General features: G+C 53.9%; 17 protein-coding genes and 1 tRNA gene. 10 read left to right on the forward strand and 8 right to left on the reverse strand.

All coding sequences use genetic code 11. The features are described 5' to 3' along the window. Window positions 1-285: 285 nt before the first annotated feature. From ACMZ6R_RS01300 to ACMZ6R_RS01315, 4 genes are all read right to left on the reverse strand, one after another. Complete coding sequence (locus tag ACMZ6R_RS01300) at window positions 286-1,392, reverse strand: replication initiation protein (protein ID WP_416108899.1); 1,107 nt, start codon at window positions 1,390-1,392, stop codon at window positions 286-288. A gap of 23 nt (window positions 1,393-1,415) precedes the next feature. Further along, a complete protein-coding gene (locus tag ACMZ6R_RS01305; protein ID WP_416108901.1) occupies window positions 1,416-2,291 on the reverse strand; it encodes a hypothetical protein in 876 nt (291 codons plus the stop codon). Window positions 2,292-2,302: 11 nt separating this feature from the next. Next, window positions 2,303-3,115 (reverse strand): hypothetical protein, encoded by an 813-nt coding sequence (locus tag ACMZ6R_RS01310; protein ID WP_416108903.1) that lies wholly within the window; start codon window positions 3,113-3,115, stop codon window positions 2,303-2,305. Between the two features lie 902 nt (window positions 3,116-4,017). Further along, on the reverse strand, window positions 4,018-4,239 hold the full coding sequence (locus ACMZ6R_RS01315; protein ID WP_416108905.1) for a hypothetical protein: 222 nt from the start codon (window positions 4,237-4,239) through the stop codon (window positions 4,018-4,020). A gap of 343 nt (window positions 4,240-4,582) precedes the next feature. On the opposite strand from ACMZ6R_RS01315, the gene ACMZ6R_RS01320 reads away from it, so the two are divergent. Next, window positions 4,583-5,155: a MucR family transcriptional regulator gene (locus tag ACMZ6R_RS01320; protein ID WP_416108907.1), complete on the forward strand. Its 573-nt coding sequence runs from the start codon at window positions 4,583-4,585 to the stop codon at window positions 5,153-5,155. Window positions 5,156-5,304: 149 nt separating this feature from the next. Here ACMZ6R_RS01320 and ACMZ6R_RS01325 read toward each other — a convergent pair whose 3' ends face one another. The 3 genes from ACMZ6R_RS01325 to ACMZ6R_RS01335 form a co-directional block, all read right to left on the reverse strand. Continuing rightward, the gene (locus ACMZ6R_RS01325; protein WP_416108908.1) at window positions 5,305-5,904 is read right to left on the reverse strand and encodes a DUF2441 domain-containing protein; all 600 of its coding nucleotides are present in this window, start codon (window positions 5,902-5,904) and stop codon (window positions 5,305-5,307) included. A gap of 165 nt (window positions 5,905-6,069) precedes the next feature. Further along, on the reverse strand, window positions 6,070-6,933 hold the full coding sequence (locus ACMZ6R_RS01330) for a homing endonuclease associated repeat-containing protein (RefSeq protein WP_416108909.1): 864 nt from the start codon (window positions 6,931-6,933) through the stop codon (window positions 6,070-6,072). Between the two features lie 368 nt (window positions 6,934-7,301). Then, a tRNA-Ala gene (locus ACMZ6R_RS01335) sits at window positions 7,302-7,377 on the reverse strand. Window positions 7,378-7,532: 155 nt separating this feature from the next. On the opposite strand from ACMZ6R_RS01335, the gene ACMZ6R_RS01340 reads away from it, so the two are divergent. The 5 genes from ACMZ6R_RS01340 to ACMZ6R_RS01360 all read left to right on the forward strand — a co-directional run bounded on the left by ACMZ6R_RS01340 (window position 7,533) and on the right by ACMZ6R_RS01360 (window position 12,224). Further along, window positions 7,533-8,528 carry an ABC transporter permease gene (locus ACMZ6R_RS01340; RefSeq protein WP_416108940.1) on the forward strand — a complete coding sequence of 332 codons (996 nt, stop codon included), beginning with the start codon at window positions 7,533-7,535 and terminating at the stop codon, window positions 8,526-8,528. Between the two features lie 81 nt (window positions 8,529-8,609). Then, window positions 8,610-9,455, forward strand: a complete 846-nt coding sequence (locus ACMZ6R_RS01345) for an ABC transporter permease (protein WP_416108911.1) — start codon at window positions 8,610-8,612, stop codon at window positions 9,453-9,455. Between the two features lie 15 nt (window positions 9,456-9,470). After that, entirely contained in the window at window positions 9,471-11,096 is a 1,626-nt protein-coding gene (locus tag ACMZ6R_RS01350) for a DNA repair protein RecN (RefSeq protein WP_416108913.1), read from the forward strand. Between the two features lie 113 nt (window positions 11,097-11,209). Next, window positions 11,210-11,653, forward strand: coding sequence for a universal stress protein (locus ACMZ6R_RS01355; protein WP_416108915.1), 444 nt, complete (start codon window positions 11,210-11,212; stop codon window positions 11,651-11,653). A 100-nt stretch (window positions 11,654-11,753) separates the two neighbouring features. Beyond that, entirely contained in the window at window positions 11,754-12,224 is a 471-nt protein-coding gene (locus ACMZ6R_RS01360) for a chemotaxis protein CheW (protein WP_416108917.1), read from the forward strand. On the opposite strand, the gene ACMZ6R_RS01365 is transcribed toward ACMZ6R_RS01360, so the two are convergent. Beyond that, complete coding sequence (locus ACMZ6R_RS01365; RefSeq protein WP_416108919.1) at window positions 12,212-14,431, reverse strand: transglycosylase SLT domain-containing protein; 2,220 nt, start codon at window positions 14,429-14,431, stop codon at window positions 12,212-12,214. The genes ACMZ6R_RS01360 and ACMZ6R_RS01365 overlap by 13 nt on opposite strands. 190 nt (window positions 14,432-14,621) lie before the next feature. Between ACMZ6R_RS01365 and tmcD the strand changes: the two genes are divergently transcribed. From tmcD to tmcA, 4 genes are read left to right on the forward strand one after another with little or no spacing between them, the layout of a single operon-like run. Further along, a complete protein-coding gene (gene tmcD, locus ACMZ6R_RS01370) occupies window positions 14,622-15,890 on the forward strand; it encodes an electron transfer complex subunit TmcD (protein WP_416108921.1) in 1,269 nt (422 codons plus the stop codon). Window positions 15,891-15,899: 9 nt separating this feature from the next. Beyond that, complete coding sequence (gene tmcC / locus ACMZ6R_RS01375) at window positions 15,900-16,559, forward strand: TmcC family electron transfer complex membrane anchor subunit (RefSeq protein ID WP_416108922.1); 660 nt, start codon at window positions 15,900-15,902, stop codon at window positions 16,557-16,559. 15 nt (window positions 16,560-16,574) lie between these two features. Next, entirely contained in the window at window positions 16,575-17,894 is a 1,320-nt protein-coding gene (gene tmcB / locus ACMZ6R_RS01380; protein ID WP_416108923.1) for an electron transfer complex ferredoxin TmcB, read from the forward strand. A 24-nt stretch (window positions 17,895-17,918) separates the two neighbouring features. Beyond that, a complete protein-coding gene (tmcA, locus tag ACMZ6R_RS01385) occupies window positions 17,919-18,308 on the forward strand; it encodes an acidic tetraheme cytochrome c3 TmcA (RefSeq protein WP_416108924.1) in 390 nt (129 codons plus the stop codon). The last annotated feature ends 184 nt before the right edge of the window (window positions 18,309-18,492 follow it).

Here is an 18,492-nt window from a genome sequence, read left to right on the forward strand (position 1 = left end):
AAGATATCTCCTGGCTAGGCCAGGAAAGGAATTGTAATATACAAAGCACCCATGGTGTTTGCAAACTGCAAATTTTTCTAAATATATCTTTCGGAAATATTCTAAAAAAACTAATACGCCTTTTAATAACTGACAATGTTAGAAAAATATAATTAATGAGAATTATAAATGAGACATACAATAGAACATTTTCCCAAATGGGTTATTAGATAATGGCAGATAATGTTCTCTTTAATAGATTTATATAATAGAAATATTTTATTATAAAATATTAAAATTATATAATTATATTTTGATATCTAAACTATCTATTAAATCTTGATATCTATATACTGTTGATACACTTAGTCCAGTTATTTTACATATTTCTTTCAAATCTACTTGAATATTACTGCTAGTTAAATAATTCACTGCTTCAGTGATCTTTGTAATAGTTTTATTTTTTCGTATACAATGAGTATAAGTAGCTCCTTTTTGTTCGCAGTCATGAATCTCCTGCAAATGTCCTGGTGAACCTTTGTCTTGAAATGTCCTTGTTAAGCCCATGATACCACGATTCTTACTAAAATTTGAAAAACTTGGATCATTTCTATGTTGCCATGTCCAATTTGATATAGAACGTGCAGCTGATGCAGCTTCTTTTAAAGTGTAGGGATGATCTTTAATAATATTTCTTAAGTATTTTTCATTAAACTGGTTGCAAATAATTAGCACAGCTTGATAAAAAGCATTTTCATTAGTATATTGCTTTACAATTTTATAGGCATGTTTTCTGCATGAATGAAAGAGAGATTGATTTCTACTTGTGGGATTTATCTCGAGCTTAACGGCACTATCCTTTATAGTAAGTCCATATTCGTTTAACTCGTCTAGATCGTAAGTATGATCAGCCCAATGAACTTTCCATTTGCTATCGAACGGCAAATTTAATTGTTCTGCTTGTTTCTTCTCGATATATTGGTAAAATGGATTTTTGATATTGGACCCGTTAAAGCCCATGTCGCCGTTCATTCTCGCACATAATCCTAGAACTACACTGTCATAATATCTTTTTGCTTTCAAGCTATACGTAGCATTTCGATTGCGTATAGGCAAAAGTAACGGCACGGTCAATTCATAATGTAAATGTGCATGAGAATTTTCATTATTTATTACAATCAAGGTCGGTTCTGGCAATCCCTCATCTATCCAAACATTTGCTGCACATTCATAATCCAAATCAAAGCTTAAGTACTGTTTTCTATGGTTTGGCATTTGTATGTATGCAGCAATATTTATTATATCTTCTTTCCTTCCAATGTTAAACATTTCTTTGCCGTTACCCCATCGTGGTCTTGGCGATAAGTAGTTGTAAAATCTTAATTCTGGCGGTTGCAGTGAATCTACATTCATTTGAACACCTTGCTTGATAATTGTTAGTAATGATCGTATACACACCCTCTTGCTGTTTGTTCTTCGGTCAGCTTCTGCTCAAGTTCGTAGAAGTAGTAACTATTAACGGCAAGTTTCATATCACCATGATGAATAACATCTTCTAGGCTTAAATCTAGTTTTTCTTGCAACCAGTCTTCGTAATCTTGGCACAAAGGGTGAATCCTAATATAATCTTTGTTTAACGATCCATTTTTACCATATTCTCTTGTAGCAAACGAAATTTCTTTGCCGTTAACTTCATCATAAAATACTAATCTTCCATTTTTAATCCACTTTGCAAAAGAAGAGCAATCAGACGACCAAACTGGAGCCTTGTTTAATTTATTAAAACTACCGATCCCAAACCAATGAACTTTTATGTTGGCGGCATGTAAAATATTTGTTGCTTTCACTAGATCATCAATTTTCTTTTTTCTTGTTGATCCTATTGCAACAAGTGGATACTTACTTGCTAGTGAAGCGTAATAGTCTACTTCAAGTTTTAAATTTTGGATAACTGGAATTGGTTGAAATCCCTTAGATTCAAGTATCCTTTGATTTTCAATACTTGACTCTGTTCCTTCATCTCCATGCTCAGGATCAAATCCAAAATAAAATGTATAAAAATCGGAACAGTCTTCTAGGAAATCTGCATAATTCAAAACATCTATGTGGTGTTTATGGGTATTTTGAGTAAGACTAAATGTCCCAGAATCAAGTGCTAATGATTTTACATTTCCAGGATTATTACTTAATATTTCAAATGTACCCGGACCATCAACCAAATACGACCTAAGGACGTGTATTTTAATATCCGGCTGTAACTTTTTTAAAAGTCTAAGAGATGCTGCCGTTATTGATGATTGATAAATTCTCATGCTATGTCCTACTATTTGAACGGCAATGACATTTCATATAAAATAGAATTATAATGCGCTAAATCTTCATACATAAATCCCGGAATGTGCTTCGGGACTGTATCTGTTTTTAATGCTTTTCCCATTAACGTAATTAACTTTTCCATTGTTTCTTCTATTTCAGACGAAAGAGCCAGCGGTGATTTATTTTGAATTGCTATAGGTTTTGTTAGGTCATAATGCATTCGTGCTTTTAAAACTAGATCAGGCCGTGACTTACTAGATAGTTGATTCAAAAGTTTATCTTCAAATACTACGCCTTTTCTAAGTGCTTTTAAAACAAGATCTGTTGAAATATTAATATTATTTTTCTTCAATAATTTCATCACAACTTTTGCATCAATAGCTATAGAGAAGTCACTATAATTAAGACTACTAGCCGTTGTATTGTCGAACCCTAGATCGGCCATGAACCCGTCTACATCATCTCCCTTAATTAGTTCTGATATTTTAACAAGCTTGCTCCATCCTAGAAATAAGTATTTTTCTATGTGTTTAAGTGATGCAACCTTCATTCTTTCAGCCCTAGTTGTTTTCTTAATTACGGGAGTTCCATCTTGTTTTTTGGGTATTATTTTTGATACTTCTATTTCCCACTTCAAGCCTTGTTGTTTTATAAAGATTTTTGCTTGGTTTAAGTATTTTCCACTTTCTAACCTTAAACGGGCCTGGACCACATCTTCTGAGTCACTTTGTTTGTTTATTTTAAATTCTAAAGTTTCTAGGGCGGCAATAATGGATTCAATATTAATAGGAATTATTGACGTTCCTTCCTTATTATCCATTTCATAATCCTTATAAATAATTATGTGAGTTAAAAACTAAATTAAATTTATCTAAACTTATAAAATTATTAATAAAATTAAATTATATAATAATTTCATATATTTAGAGAAAATATTCACCTCCGCGAATTTTTTTAATAACTTATTAATATAATTGGAATTTTTTAATTTATACCCTAGGTTTGGGTAGGGTTTACTCCTCCTCTTTGCCGGGCTTATATGCATATTTCCCCGATGAAAAATCTAGATGGTCATTTGACCGATCCCGATACCAGATATCACGCGCGGCCAGCCTAGGGGATAAACACTGAGGACACGGGGTATCCGGGCTTTTTGTTACCGAACGGAGCGGGGCGTGGTCAATTGCTGACTGAGTAAAATTTCTTAGACCGAGGGTGTCTCATCGAAAGAGTTGCCTTGGTAGCTGGTACTCTTGGAGAAACCGATCTTTACCGGTGCTGGCATGGGGAGATGTAGCGAAAGCCCCAGTAAATAAACGGACCTGGTCGACGGGTGACAATTTACGACCCAAGTTTAATGACTCCAGGGGTAAAAGGTCCAGGAGGGCAGTTTACCTAGTTAAAAAGCTGGATCATCATGAGTATTTTTCTCAGTCGTAGCGGAAGTTATTGCAAATCACGGCTCGTTTTTTATTGATCAAAAATTTGTATCCGGGCATTTTTGATCAGTTATAGTTATATTAAAATAACACTACTAATTGCATTAAGCATTTTACTTAGTATTAATTAGATATGAATGTCAGCTATTTCATCTGAAATTTGTATAGAATTCGTGCGATTCAAAACAAACTTAACCATTTCATCTAAATTGCATCAGTAAGATTGCAACATTGGCGTTACGAACATTCAGGTCTCACACACAAATGGTCATACAAAGCAATTTCACTTGTCAATATCTCTAGAGACATTTTTAAAGAGGACAGATTCAAGTTCATTGCGGAAATTTTTACAAAGAATATTACCGATTTCCGAGTACAACTGCGTTAACTCGCCATACACTTCTGGTGCAGACGTATCCATTATTTTAAATATATTTTCAATAGGTCTAAAAGCATTCAAAATCTTATCCTTACTTTCTATCGCATCCATATTCTTGTTGTCCATGATAGCTCCTTTTTTAATTCTTTAAAAGAAGATACCCTGGTCACATGGACTTGTCACGGTGCGCCAGCTTAAACCGAGCGAATCCCTATGGAAAACGGGCTTTGGGGATATACGGGCGTTTCCTGGGGTTTTAGCTCTGGGGGAGCCCAATGGGAAGGACCATCTGGGAAAGCTCCAGGAAGACCCCCTAGGACGCGAATTCAGGGGGTGTCCTATGGGCCAGACCAAGTGCCGTTCCCCCAATGGACCTCCGGAAAATTTACTTGGTCTATTTTCTGGTGAACGTTGACAAATTATTCTCGGGAGAGCTATATGGACACCATCATTCTAAAAGGAGATGGTTATGTTTAATAGAAAATTGTGGTCTGAAGCAGTTGATATAGCTAAAGATCAAGCCCGTCATGGGAAAGTTCACTACTCTGATCTGCAAAAAGTAACTGAAACAATTTATAAGGACTTGTTAGAATTAGACCACGGTCCTGCTTATGAAGCAAACACCATCCTTGCGTCGTCAAATCAAATGGCTCTTCCTGCCGTTCCTGTTGGTAAATTTAAACACGAATATGTTGATGGAAAAGTAAGATGTGCAGTATGCGGCAAAACGTTCAAATCAATTACTATCGTTCACCTTAAATCGCATGGTATTAATTCCCGTGAAGAGTACATGCAAAAATATGGAGTTGCTAACGAAGACATGACTGGTGATATCAAACGAACAGTACTTAAGGGTGACAATAACCCATTGAAAATTTCTGATTACATCATGAAAGAATATAAAGTTGCTAGATCTGAAGTTAGTAACTTCATTGCTGAAAACGGGTTTAAAGATCTTAAAGATCTTATGAAGCAGGCAAAAGATGCAGGTGTGATGCCGTTTGAATTTTTTAAAGACAAGAAAGATAAATCATTGCTTTAGCAAGAAACAAGCTAAAGTAGTCGAAGAGTAGTGTTTGGTTTAGTTTAGTAAAAGCCCACGTCAGTTACGCAACAATACTTACGTGGGCTATTTTTTTATCGTACATATCTAAATTTTTTATTAATTTTTACAAAATGCAAAGAGATTAATTAAATTACCTGCAAGACTGTTACTGTGCCTTCTACTAAATATTCATATTTTGGCTTATCAGAAGATTGACCAGCCCAATATTTAAGGGCTGAATCTTGCCAGTAACCAAGACCTTCCTTGAAACCTGCATCAATTAGGTTGCTATCTACCTTAAATATTTTTCCTTGCGTAAGACATCTGACAACTTGCGTTGGAACATCTTTCCCCAAAACATTTATCCAGCGTTCTATTCCGTCAAGCTCAGTCATAAAAAGAGATTTCATTCGCGATGGTAGGCTTGGATTCATACTAACTCTGACCATATCGAATAACAATTCTCTCGATAACATTCGATAGTGTCGCACACATACTTCAGCGTATGTAAAGATATCGTTTGGTATCTTGACTTGACCTGAAGCAATATCTTTTTGAAGTTTTTCAAACAAACTTTGACAATCTTCTCCTTCTTGAGCCATGGGATGACGGGGTTCACTTGAATAAAATCTTGAAAAAAATGGATTATACCTGTCTCCTATCGAATAACTCTTCCCAACTTCAAATAGATCGCCACCCCACGGGAGCTTCCTGTTTACATGATATAATTCTAAATTTGTTTTCACAAAAGTCCTTTTTTTGATATTTTTTGTGTGCTTAGAATTCGCACAGGAAAACAAGCCAGAACAAGTATAATTAAAGTTCTCCTAGGCTCCTTGGAGGTCGGATAAGGATCTCTTCTTACGATAGGTTCACATTGTTAAAAAGCAAATTTTCGCTCCAATGACAGTTTATTTAGAATTAAGCTTTATTATTTCTTTACTCAGCTCAATAATACTTATCGGGCAATCTTTCCAGTCATTAACCCAGCAAACTATAAAATCACATTCATTTACATCATGGCCATGTTCTTTAAAATTTGACGACAAATATTCGAATTCTATTCTAGCCCTGGCCCATAAGTTTTTCTTTTGATCAAATAAATATTTTCCTTCACAATCTGGAAATCCTTGTTGAATGGATTCAATAAAAAACCCCAGTTCTTTGCTTACCATTCCAAATAAATAAACAAATCCTTGCTCATTAATTGGAGCATGTCTTAAGCCTCTAAAATTAATCGGTTCACCATAAAATTTGAAGACATCATTTGTATTACCTTTTGCACGCCTTTCCTGGCACATGCTTCGACTGGGCAAGGAATCACTAAGTGCTATTTGATTTTTACCGTCTGTCGTATTCTTTGTGTTGTTTACAATTTCATTTTCAATCCTCCATTTTTCATAATAAACTAAAGCATTACCCCATGTGGAAAATCTTTTTCTAAATGGACGAGTAGAAAACTTGCCAGAAGAAGAATATTCATTGTAACTAGGGGTATGCCCAAGGTCGCATTCTAGTTCAAATAATGATTGAAACAAAGCACCGTCGTCAATAGCGTTGCTTTTTGCAATACTAGCAAGGTTTGCTCCTTTTTCTGCACATCCAATTCCTGCTGCATCACAAGCCTTGCTCAATGATCCGAAATAATAGTTGACCGTTGATGCCGGTATGTGATTACAAATATCTTTTTTTGTTAAGCTAGTAATACCCTGATTAGTGGAAATATTTTGCAGTAATTTAAGTATTGATTCTTTAGAGTACTTTTTTTTAGGCATTGTCAATTTCCCAGTCTTTGGTCGAATTTAAATCAAATTATCTGGACTTATTATCCGCCTACTCAATATTCCACCCCAATGACAAGGTGGGAAAACCGAGCGCTTGAAAATCCACCAAGTGTCATCAAGTAATTCCCAGGTAAACCAGCCCTGAATAAAAATCCAAAAAATTCTGATCCAGTAAAAAACCAGGGCAGGGCAACCACTTGAAATTTTATCAAGAGGGGCCGGAAAAGTTTCTGGTAGAAATAATTGGGAAATCTACTTGTGCTGGCTCATACACACCCGCCAATAAAACTTGTTGGCACATGTTGGCTGAGCCAAAAGATTAAGGGGTTAATCCTTTCGAATTAACCCCTTGAAATCTGTGGTGGAGCTGGAGGGAATCGAACCCACGACCTCTTGAATGCCATTCAAGCGCTCTCCCAACTGAGCTACAGCCCCGCAGCGAGAGGTGAAATTATCCTCACACAAAAAAAAGTCAAGCGCTTTTTCCCCCGCCCGCCCATTTTTCCCAGCGCCCTTTTCTTCCATACCCGTTTCCCGTACAACCCGACCGTACGATGGCGCTTGCCATAGCCACAAGGAGTCCCCTTAACGTGCTCGTCCTGGCCAAACGCCTCCTGCGCAAAACCCTCTGGGTCGCCGGCATCTTCTTCGGCATCACCCTCATCAGCTTCGCCGTCATCCACCTGGCCCCGGGCTCTCCCACGGACATGCAGACCACGCTCAATCCCCTGGCCACCGCCGAGACCCACGCCAGGCTCCAGAAACTCTACGGCCTCGACCGCCCCCTCTATATCCAATACGCCGACTGGCTCGGCAAGCTCGTCCGCTTCGATTTCGGCCAGTCCCTCTCCGGCGACCACAGACCCGTCTGGGACAAGATCAAGGAACGCCTGCCACTGACCTTTTCCATGAACATCCTCTCCCTTATCCTCACCCTGCTGATCGCCGTGCCCATCGGCGTGGCCTCGGCCGTGCGCCAGGGAGGCCTTTTCGACCGCGCGGCCACGGTCTTCGTCTTCATCGGCTTCGCCATGCCCGGATTCTGGCTGGCCCTGCTCCTCATGCTGCTTTTCGGCATCCACTGGGCCGTGCTCCCCATCTCCGGGCTCACCTCCATGGACTTCGCCAGCCTGTCGCCGCTGGGCAAAACCCTGGACCTCGCCCGCCATCTGGCCCTGCCGATCTTCATCTATACCTTCGGCAGCCTCGCCGGCATGTCCCGCTTCCTGCGCTCCTCCATGCTCGAGGTGCTGCGCCAGGATTACGTGCTGACCGCCAGGGCCAAGGGCCTGCCCGGCCATGTCGTCATCTACAAGCATGCGCTTCGAAACGCCCTGCTGCCGGTCATCACCATCCTGGGGCTTTCCGTGCCCGGGCTCATCGGCGGCTCGGTCATCATCGAATCCATCTTCGCCCTGCCGGGCCTGGGCCAGCTCTTCTACCAGTCGGTCATGGCCCGCGATTATCCGCTCATCATGGGCAATCTGGTGCTTGGCGCCGTGCTGACCCTGGCCGGCAACCTGCTGGCCGACACCGGCTATGCCCTGGCCGATCCGCGCATACGCCTTGGAGAGCGCGGCCGCTAAGGATATAAGCGAAGAAACGTATGGTGTTGGGAAAAAACAGGAGCATGGTTTTGGGGTGGATACGCCTCGGAGGTCGCGACGGTGCGTAAGGCGTTCGGCCGCTTTTTGCGGCGCCATCTGCCTCGGCACGGCATGCTGTGGGCCGGGCTCGTCCTTGTCGGCGGCATTTCGCTGGCCTCCCTCGCTGCGCCGTACGTAACGCCCTACGACCCGCTGGCCTTAAACGTCGACGCCATCCTCTCGCCCCCGGGGCCAACCCATCCGCTCGGCACCGACGCCCTGGGCCGCGATGTGCTGTCGCGCCTGCTCTACGGCGGCCGGGTGTCGCTTTGGGTCGGATTCGTCGCCGTCGGACTCTCCGTGTCCATCGGGCTTGTGCTCGGGCTTTGCGCCGGCTATTTCGGCGGCCTTGCCGACGAGATCCTCATGCGCGGGGTGGACGTGATGTTGTGCTTCCCCTCGTTTTTCCTGATCCTGGCCGTCATCGCCTTTCTCACCCCATCGCTGACCAATATCATGGTCGTGATCGGGCTGACGTCCTGGATGGGCGTGGCGCGGCTGGTGCGGGCCGAGACGCTGACCCTGCGGGGCCGTGAATTCGTACTGGCCGCCAGGGTGTCGGGCATGCGGGCTCCGGGCATCCTCTTTTACCATATCCTGCCCAACGCCGCCGCGCCGGTGCTCGTCTCGGCGACCCTCGGCGTGGCCGGGGCCATCCTGATCGAATCCTCGCTCAGCTTCCTAGGCCTTGGCGTACAGCCCCCCATGCCGAGCTGGGGCAACATGCTCATGGAAGGCAAGGAAGTGCTGGAAGTCGCTCCGTGGCTGTCCATCTTCCCGGGGCTGGCCATTTTGCTGACCGTGCTCGGTTACAATCTCATCGGCGAAAGCCTGCGCGACATCCTGGACCCCAGGCTGCGCCAGTAGGCAAGGCGGCGCGTAATGATCGAAGTGCTGCGAATCAAAAATCTGGCGCTCATCGACGACCTGGAGCTGGAGCTTGGGCCCGGGCTCAATGTGCTGACCGGCGAGACCGGCGCGGGCAAAAGCTTCATCGTCTCGGCCGTCAACTTCCTCACCGGCGAGAAGATGCGGCCCGAGCTGGTGCGGGCCGGCTGCGAAAAAGCCGTGGTCGAGGCGCTTTTCGTCCAGGACGGCGAGGATCTCATCCTGCGCCGGGAACTGACCGCCGGCACCGGGCGCAGCCGCATCTACGTGGGGGACTCCCTCGCCTCGCGTGAGACCCTGGCCGCGCTACGCCCCAAACTCCTGCTCCACGCCTCCCAGCACGGCCAGCAGCGCCTGCTCCAGCCGAGCTTCCAGGCGGCGCTCCTCGACGCCTTCCTGCCCGATCCGGCACCGCTTGCCGCCCGCAACCGGCTGGTCAAGGAGCTGACCGACATTGCCGGCCGCATCCGCGCCCTCGACGCCAAGGCCTCGTCCCTTGAGGAAAAACGCCAGTTTCTGGAATTCCAGCAGGCCGAGATCAAAAAGGTCAATCCCCTCCCCGGCGAGGAGGAAGAGCTGACCGCCAGGCGGGCGGCCCTGGCCGAGGCGCGCAAGGCTTCCGAAGCGCTTTCCAAGGCCCTCGAGTGCATCGAAAGCGAGCCCAAGGTCCTCGACAGCCTGGCCGACCTGCACCGCGAGCTGCTCCACGCCGGCACGGTCGCGCCGGAATTCACCGAGGATGCCGAGGCCGTGGCCGCCTTCCGCCATCAGCTCAAGGACATGGCCGTGCGCTTGCGCCGCGCCCCGGCCGCCGGGGCGGCCGTCTCGGCCAGCGACGCCGAGGCCATCGAAAAACGGCTTTTTACCTTGGCCCAGCTGCGGCGCAAGCTGCATAAATCCCTGGCCGAGATCGTGGACCTCGGGGGGCAGGTCACGGCCAACCTCGATTTCCTGGACGCCTGCGCCCTGGACCGCAAACAGCTGGCCCGGGAGGAGGCCGCCGGCATGGAGGCCCTGGCCAAGGTGCTCGGCACGCTGGCGACCGCCCGACGCGCGGCGGCCAAGCGTCTGGCCGACGCCCTGGAGGACATCCTGCGGGGGCTCGGGTTTTCCAAGGACGTGCGGGTCATCTTTGAATTTTCCCCGGCCACGGTCCATACCCCGGTAGCCGTGGACGCGCCGGCGCTTGTCGAGGACCGCGCCCGCATCCTGTGGCGGCCCAATCCCGGCCAGCCGCCCCAGCCCCTGGACAAGATCGCCTCGGGCGGCGAACTTTCCCGCTTTTTGCTGGCGCTCATGTCCCTTTCCGCCGAACCCGGCGGGCCCACGCTCATTTTCGACGAGATCGACGCCGGCATCGGCGGCCTGACGCTCGGCAGCGTGGGCGAGTACGTCAAAAAGCTCTCCCAGACCTCCCAGATCGTGCTCATCACCCACTGGCCCCAGCTGGCCCGGCTGGCCGACAGGCATTTTTCCGTGCGCAAGTCCGTGGAAAACGACCAGACCAGCACCCGCTGCGCGCGGCTTTCCGGCCCGGCCGTGGCGGCGGAACTGGCCCGCATGGCCGGCGGCGGCGAGGCCGGGACGGAAATGGCCCGGCGGCTGCTCACCGATCTGTAGCGCCTTTTCCTTCCAGGCCTTCGTGGACCACCGGGGCGGCCACGCCCCCTTGCCGGGCGCGGGTGTCGGGGATAGGTTATCCTTGCGGCGGATAACCCACGGAGGGTCCCCCCATGTCGCCCCAGGTCGAAACCATCCTGCTGGCCGTCGATTTCTCGGAGGCCGCGCAGTACCTGGCCGAATACGCAACCATCTTTGCCAAAGGACTCGACGCCCGGCTGCTCGTGCTCTACGTCTCGCCGAGCATGAACCGCTACGCGAGCCTGTACGTGCCGCCCCAGAGCATCCGGACCCTGGTCGACCAGATTCTGGAAGGCGCCAACCGGGTCATGCGCGAGTTCATGGACGCGCGCTTCGTGGACGTGTCCGCCGAGGGCCGGGTGGAATACGGCTACGCCCCCGAAAAGATTCTGGAAGTCGCCCGAAAATCCGGTGTGGACATGATCATCATGGGCACCCACGGCCGACGCGGCGTGGACCGCATTCCCTTTGGCTCAGTGGCCGAAAAGGTGGTCAAGACCGCCACCATTCCGGTGTTGACCGTGCGTCCGGTCTGACGCCGGGAGACATTTTTCCGCAAGCGGCGGCCGGGCGTTGCCCAAAGCGTTCACATGGCGTATGCCTGGGTGGTATATCCCCTGCAACGCGGATGGTGCCATGGCCGACGACATTCCGAAACAATACCTGACGTTTCGCCTCGGCAACGAGTGCTTCGCCCTGGAATCCCTGGTGGTTTCCGAGGTGCTTGACGTGTTGCCGATCACCTGGGTGCCCCTGGCCCCGGGCCATTTGCGCGGCGTCGTCAACCTGCGCGGCAACGCGGCCACGGTGGTGGACCTGCGCAGCAAGCTGGAACTGACCGACGCGGACGCGGGCGAGGCCTCCTGCCTGGTCATCGTGGAACGCGACTTCGACGGCGAGACGATTGCCGTGGCCGCCCTGGCCGATGACGTGTACGAGGTGGTGGAGATTGCCCCGGCGGACATCGCCCCGCCCCCGGACATGGGCCTGGCCGTGCCGCCACGCTTCGTCAAGGGGCTGGCCAAGGTGGGGGGCGGCTTCGTCATGGTCCTCGACCCGGACCGCCTTTTTTCCCTGGAAGAGCTGGCCGCGCATCAGCGGCCGTAAAGGCGTCGGTACATCATGGCGTTGGCCGTGATGCGCCGCACGTAGTCGCGGGTTTCGGTGTAGGGAATGAGCTCGGTGAAGAGCTCCTGCCCGAGCCCGCCCAGGTGGCGCGTCCACAGCCGGGCCCGGGTCTGTCCGGCATTGTAGCCGGCCAGCGCCGCGGCCAGACTCCCCGCCTTCTCCACCCGCTCCCGGAAAAACGCCACGCCGAGCCTGATATTGACCGCCGGATCGAACAGGTCCCGGCGCTTCACCTTGAGGCCGAGCTTCCTGCCCACGGATCTGGCCGTGTCCGGCATCAGCTGCATGAGCCCCACCGCCCCGGCCCCGGAGACCACCCTCGGGTCGAAAAAACTCTCCTGCCGGATCAGCGAATAGACCATGTCCGGGTCGATGCCCGATCCCTTGAGCGCCGCGACCACCAGCCGGTCGTAGGCCCGGGGATAGAGCGCCTGCCGCAACGGGGCCAGATCCGCCGCCGTGCCGCGCAAAAGACATCCGCCAAAGGTGCGCCAGGCCGTGCGCATGACCGTCCCGCGCCGGCCCATCGCCTCGGCCGCCGCAATATCGGCCATGGCCAGATCGGCCCGCTCGGGCATGGCCCGGCTGGCGAAATCCAGCTCCATCCCGGCCAGGGAGGGGAGGCCCGAATCGGCAAGCAGCCGGGCCTTGTCCAGGGCGTCGGCCGCCGCCTGCAAAGGGGCATCGGCATGCCCGGGACAGCTGGGCGTGCGGCGCACCGGCGAGGCGACCACGTCCGGGACCGCCTTGCCGAGGGCGGCAAGCGCTACGGCGGCCAGGCCCCCGTAATAGGTGTTGGGACGCCGGGAAGACGCGTCGAGATAGGCGGCCGCCGCTTCCTCGGGCCGGCCCAGGGCGGCCAGCGCCCTGCCCCGCCAGTAGCGCGCCCCGTCGGCCCAGCCGTCGTCCGGAAAACGGGCCGCGAAAGCCTCCAGGTCCGCAACCGCCCCGGCCATGTCGCCGGTCACGTAGCGCAAAATCGCGGTCAGCGACGCGCCCTGGGCGGCCAGATCGGGCGAAACGGCCAGGCCCTTGAGCTGTTGCGCCGCGCCCAGCGCATCCGCAAAGCGCCCGTTTTCGGCTAGAACCAGGGCCAGATGCCGCGCCGCCACCTCGCGCAGGGGATCGTCGCGCAAGGAAACGGCCAGCACCCGGCGCAAGAGCGCCTCCATGCGGGCGGTGTCCTCGGCATCGAGGGAACGCCACAGACAGCGCGCCTCGTGGTAGCGGGACCAGCCGGCCAGGGACGCGTCCGGGTCGGCCGCCGCCGCCTTGGCGAACATCCCGGCCGCCGTCCGGAACTTGCGCTGGCGGTACAGCGCCTTGCCGCGCACATACTCGGCCCGGGCGGCCTGGCCGGCATCGAAGCCATGGTTGCCATGCAAAAGCTCCAGCGCCGCCTCGGGCGACCGTTTCTCCACCATGGCCTCGGCCCGCAGCAGCACATTGGCCGGCGTATCCGGATCATAGGCGGCAACCGTGCCCTTGCCTCCCGCGCTAAGCGTCCGGGCCAGGGCGTTGCCGGCCGCCGCCGCCTTGGAGGCCGGCCAGGTAAGCGACAGGTGACGCAGGAAATCCGCCGCCTTGCGGTCCTGGCCAAGCCCGGCGGCGGCCACGGCGGCCCGCAGCCAGACTTCCGGGGCAAGCGACGGATCGGCCTCGGTGAGCCAGGCCTCGGCCAGGGCCAGCGTTTTCTCGTGGTCGCCCTGGCGGGCGGCGCTTTGAAGGGCCAGATACTGGGCGTCGCGGCCGAGAAAGGAGGCACCGGGCGCGGCGACGAGCGGCGACAGGGCGTTTTGCGCGCCGGCGGCATCCCCGGCCAGGTAGAAGCCCAGTCCCGCGTAATAGGCGGCCACGTCGGCCAGGGGGCCGGCCTTCGAAACCACGGCGGCCAGCCGCGCCGCGCCGGCGGCGGGGCGGCCGGCCAGCACCTCGTTTATGCCCAAGGCCGTTGCATAGCCCGCGGCGGCGTTTTCCCCGGGCACGGGACGGGGCGTCTTGTCCAGGCTGCCCCCGAGTCTGGCCGAACGCGGCAGCGGGATGTCGGCCGGCGCGGCGGGTGGTGACCAGGACTCCCGCCCCCCGGCCCGGGCAGTAGCGGAAAGCGCCGCGAACAGGACCAGAACCAGGACAATCCATACCAAACCAAACCGATCGGAGAAGCATTTTATTTCCGGCATGCGCATGCGCAATATCCTACCTTGGTGAGTCGTATATGGCCATTTTCCTTGATGTCTCGAACGAGCACACCCCTTGACTAAACGTGAAATTCGTGACTAACAAGCCGGAGTTTTCAGGGGTCTGCTTTGAGTCTCCGGGTTTCGCGCGCCTGGCGTAGCGAAGCCTGTGCCTTTTCCACCCGTCAAGGAGGTCGGTATGTCCTTCACGCAGTCCTGGGATTTCACGCCGGGCACCCGCGTCGTTGTAGACGATCTGCGAAAGTGCTCTCGTGAATACGAGTGGCTGGAGGAACCTTACGTCTCGCCCGACGGCGAGACCGTGGCAATGGTCGCCGCTTTGCCGGACGCCGAGTTTTCCCTGGCGGTCAATGGCGAAGTCTGGGATGAAACCTTCGACAAGATCTGGTATCCGCGCTTTTCCCCGAATGGCAGGCTGACCGCACTGGTGCAGTCGGCCGGCGAATGGACCATGGCCGTGGACGGCGCCGCCTGGGAAGAGCAGTACGCCTACATCTGGAACACCCTTTTCTCCGAGGCCGGCGATGTCATCGCCGCGCCCGTCCAGATCGACGGCCGGTATGGCATGGTGGTCAACGAGGCGGTCTGGGAAACCCTCTACGAGAACGCCAACATGGTGACCTTGGCCCGCGACGGTTCCGCCACGGCGGCGGTCGTCCAGGTGAAGTCCCTGGCCCAGGCCGACATCGAGACGTTCCAGAACGGCATCTTCAGCGTGGCGATAAACGGCACGGCCTGGGATGCCACCTTCGTCAACTGCTGGAACCCGGTCTTCGACGCCACGGGCAAGCATGTGGCCGCCACCGTGCGCCGCACGCTCTACGACTACACCATCGCCGTGGACGGCAAGGCCTGGGAAGGGGCGTACGCCTGCGCCTGGGGCCCGATCTTCAACCCGGCCACGGGCCAGGTCGCCGCGCCGGTACGCAAGGCCGGGGCCTGGGGCATGGCCGTCGACGACAAGATGGTCTGGGACCCCCGCTTCATCCAGGTGTGGCATCCGGCCTACTCCCTGGACGGCGGCAAGCTGGCGGCCATCGTGGCCCCGAGCTTCGGCGTCTTCACCGTTGCCGTCGACGGCACGCCCTGGGACGCGACCTTCCCGGTGATCACGGATCTGGTCATGAGTCCGGCCGGCGGTCGCGCGGCGGCGCTTGGCAACGATCACAACACCAATTTCGCGGTCATCTGCGACGGCAAGGTCTGGAACGGTCGCTACGACATGGCCTGGACGCCGGTATGGAGCGCCGACGGTGCCCATCTGGCCGTGACCGTGGAACGCGCCGGCCGGTTCACGGTCGTGTGCGACGGCAAGGCCTATCCCCAGAGCTTCGACAAGTGCTTCGCCCCGACGTTCTCCCCGGACGGAACCATGGTCCTCATCCGGGCCATCGCCGACGGCAAGCTTCATCGAATCGTGGCCCCGCTTACGGCCTTTACCGGCTAGGAGGAAGTCATGCACGCCTTGTACGATCTCGCTGTCGGACCGCTGGCCTGGCTGGCCTTCGGCATCTTTATCCTCGGTTCGGCTTATCGCCTGCTGGCCATGCGCGCCCTGGCCCTCAAAAAGGACGGGGCCTTCGTGGCCTACATCAGCTGGCCCCACGCCATCAAATCCCTCACCCACTGGCTGACCCCCTTCGGGTCGCTCGGCTGGAAGGAAAACCCCGGCGTCACCGTGGCCACCTTCATCTTCCATATCTGCCTCTTTCTGGTGCCGATCTTCCTCATGGGGCACATCGTGCTCCTCGACACCTTCCACGGCTGGTCCTGGCCGGCGCTGCCCGGACAGCTGGCCGACATCCTGTCCATCGTCGTGGTCATCATCTGCGCCTACTTCCTGTGGCGGCGCATAAGCGTCCCCGAAGTGCGCTTCGTCACCAGCGCCCAGGACATCGTCGTGGTCTCTCTCGTGGGCCTGACCTTCCTGACGGGCGTTTTGGCCTATCATCGCATCGGCGACAACCTGGTTATGACCACCCTGCACATCCTGTGCGGCGAGGCCATGCTGATCGCCATCCCGTTCACCAGGCTTTCCCACATGCTGTTCGGCTTTTTCAGCCGCGGCTACATCGCCTCGGAGTTCGGGTCCGTCAGACACGCCAAGGACTGGTAGAGACCGGAGGATTTCATGAACACCATTGCCGACCGCCTCATCGAGGACGAAGGGCTCAGGCGCGGGGTTTCGCGTCTGACCCCGGAGAAAATACAGAAAGTTTTCAAGGAGCTGATCGCCGGCGAATGCGGCGCGCGCCTGAAAACCTACATGGAGACCTGCGTGCACTGCGGCATGTGCGCCAAGGGCTGCCACTACTATATGTCGCACAAGGACCCGAGCTACACCCCGGTGGCCAAGGTCAGCCAGACCATCGTGCGTCTGTTCGCCGCCGACGGCAAGGTCGACCCGCAGGTCATCTACGAGTGCGCCCAGGTTTCTTACACCGAATGCAACCTGTGCCGCCGCTGCATCTACTACTGTCCGCTGGGCATCGACACCGGCTACATCATGAGCGTGGTCCGGCGCCTGTGCCACAAGCTCGGCATGACCCCGCAGTATCTTCAGGATACGGCCCATAGCCATTCGGCCACCATGAACCAGATGTGGGTCAAGGACGACGAGTGGCCCGACACCCTCCAGTGGCAGGAAGAAGAGGCCCGCGACGAATTCCCGGGCCTGCGCATTCCGCTCGACGTCGAGGGCGCGGACTTCATGTACTCGGTCATCGCCCCGGAACCCAAGTTCCGCACCCAGCTCATCTACCAGGCCGCGGCCATCTTCCACGCCGCCGGCCTGTCCTGGACCATGCCGTCCACGCCCGGCTGGGACAACTCCAACATGGCCATGTATTCCGGCGACGCGGAGATCATGTCCCGGGTCGAGCGCGCCCACTACGAAACGGCCCAGCGCCTGCGCGTCAAGCGCATCGTCATGGGCGAGTGCGGCCACGCCTTCCGCGCCGTCTACGACACCGCCAACCGCTGGCTCGGCTGGAAATGGCATCCGGTGCCCATCGTCCACTCGGTGGAGTTCTTCTGGGAGCTCATCCAGCAGGGCCGCATCAAGATCACCCACAAATACGCCGACCCGGTCACCATCCACGACCCGTGCAACATCATCCGGGGCCGCGGCCTTATGGACAAACTGCGCGACGTGGTCCACTTCCTGTGCGAGGAAGTGGTGGAGATGCATCCCAACCGGGAACACAACTACTGCTGCTGCGCCGGCGGCGGCGTCATCAACTGCGGGCCCCCCTTCAAGAACACCCGCGTCGCCGGCAACTCCATCAAGGCCGAACAGCTCAAGGCCACGGGAGTGAAGACCCTGATCGCCCCCTGCCACAACTGTCACGGCGGGTTGGAAGACATTGTCAGCAAATACGAACTCGGCATGCACCTCAAGTTCCTGGGCGACATCATCTATGAACTGATGGAAAAGCCCGAGGCGGAGTAACCCCGGCGAGCAGGAGAACCCGATATGAAACGACGCACCATACCGCTTGCGCTTGTGGCTCTCGTCGCCGCCTGCTTCCTGGCGCTTCCGGCCCTAAGCCAGGAGGACATGACGACCATTCCGGACCAGGGCTTTGCCGCCCATACCCGTTTGCCGGCGGTCTTCAACCACGACGCCCACAACGAAAAGGCGGGGATTTCGGACTGCACGACCTGCCACCACGGCGAAAAGGACGGCAAACGCGACCCGTCCCAGGACACCTCCGGCATCCCCTGTTCCGACTGCCACACCGCCGCCGGCAAGCCCGGCCGCACCCCGCTGATGCGGGCCTTCCACGAGCAGTGCATGGGCTGCCACATGGCCAAGAAAAAGGGCCCCGTGACCTGTGGCGACTGCCACCGGCCCGTGAAATAAGAGCATTCCTACGCGAGCACAAGGCGCGACCGGGAAACCGGCCGCGCCTTTTTGTTTGCTCTCTGGGGGAAACCCTTTCTTCAGAAAGGGTTTCCCCCAGCCCCCCATCCCAAAGATTTTAATGGTTACGAAGTATTATTAAAGACCAACTGAGATCGTTAAAAATCTAGATCAATTCTTGCAT

The organism is Solidesulfovibrio sp. C21 (genome assembly GCF_047785625.1).
In the GTDB taxonomy this organism is placed as follows: domain Bacteria; phylum Desulfobacterota; class Desulfovibrionia; order Desulfovibrionales; family Desulfovibrionaceae; genus Solidesulfovibrio.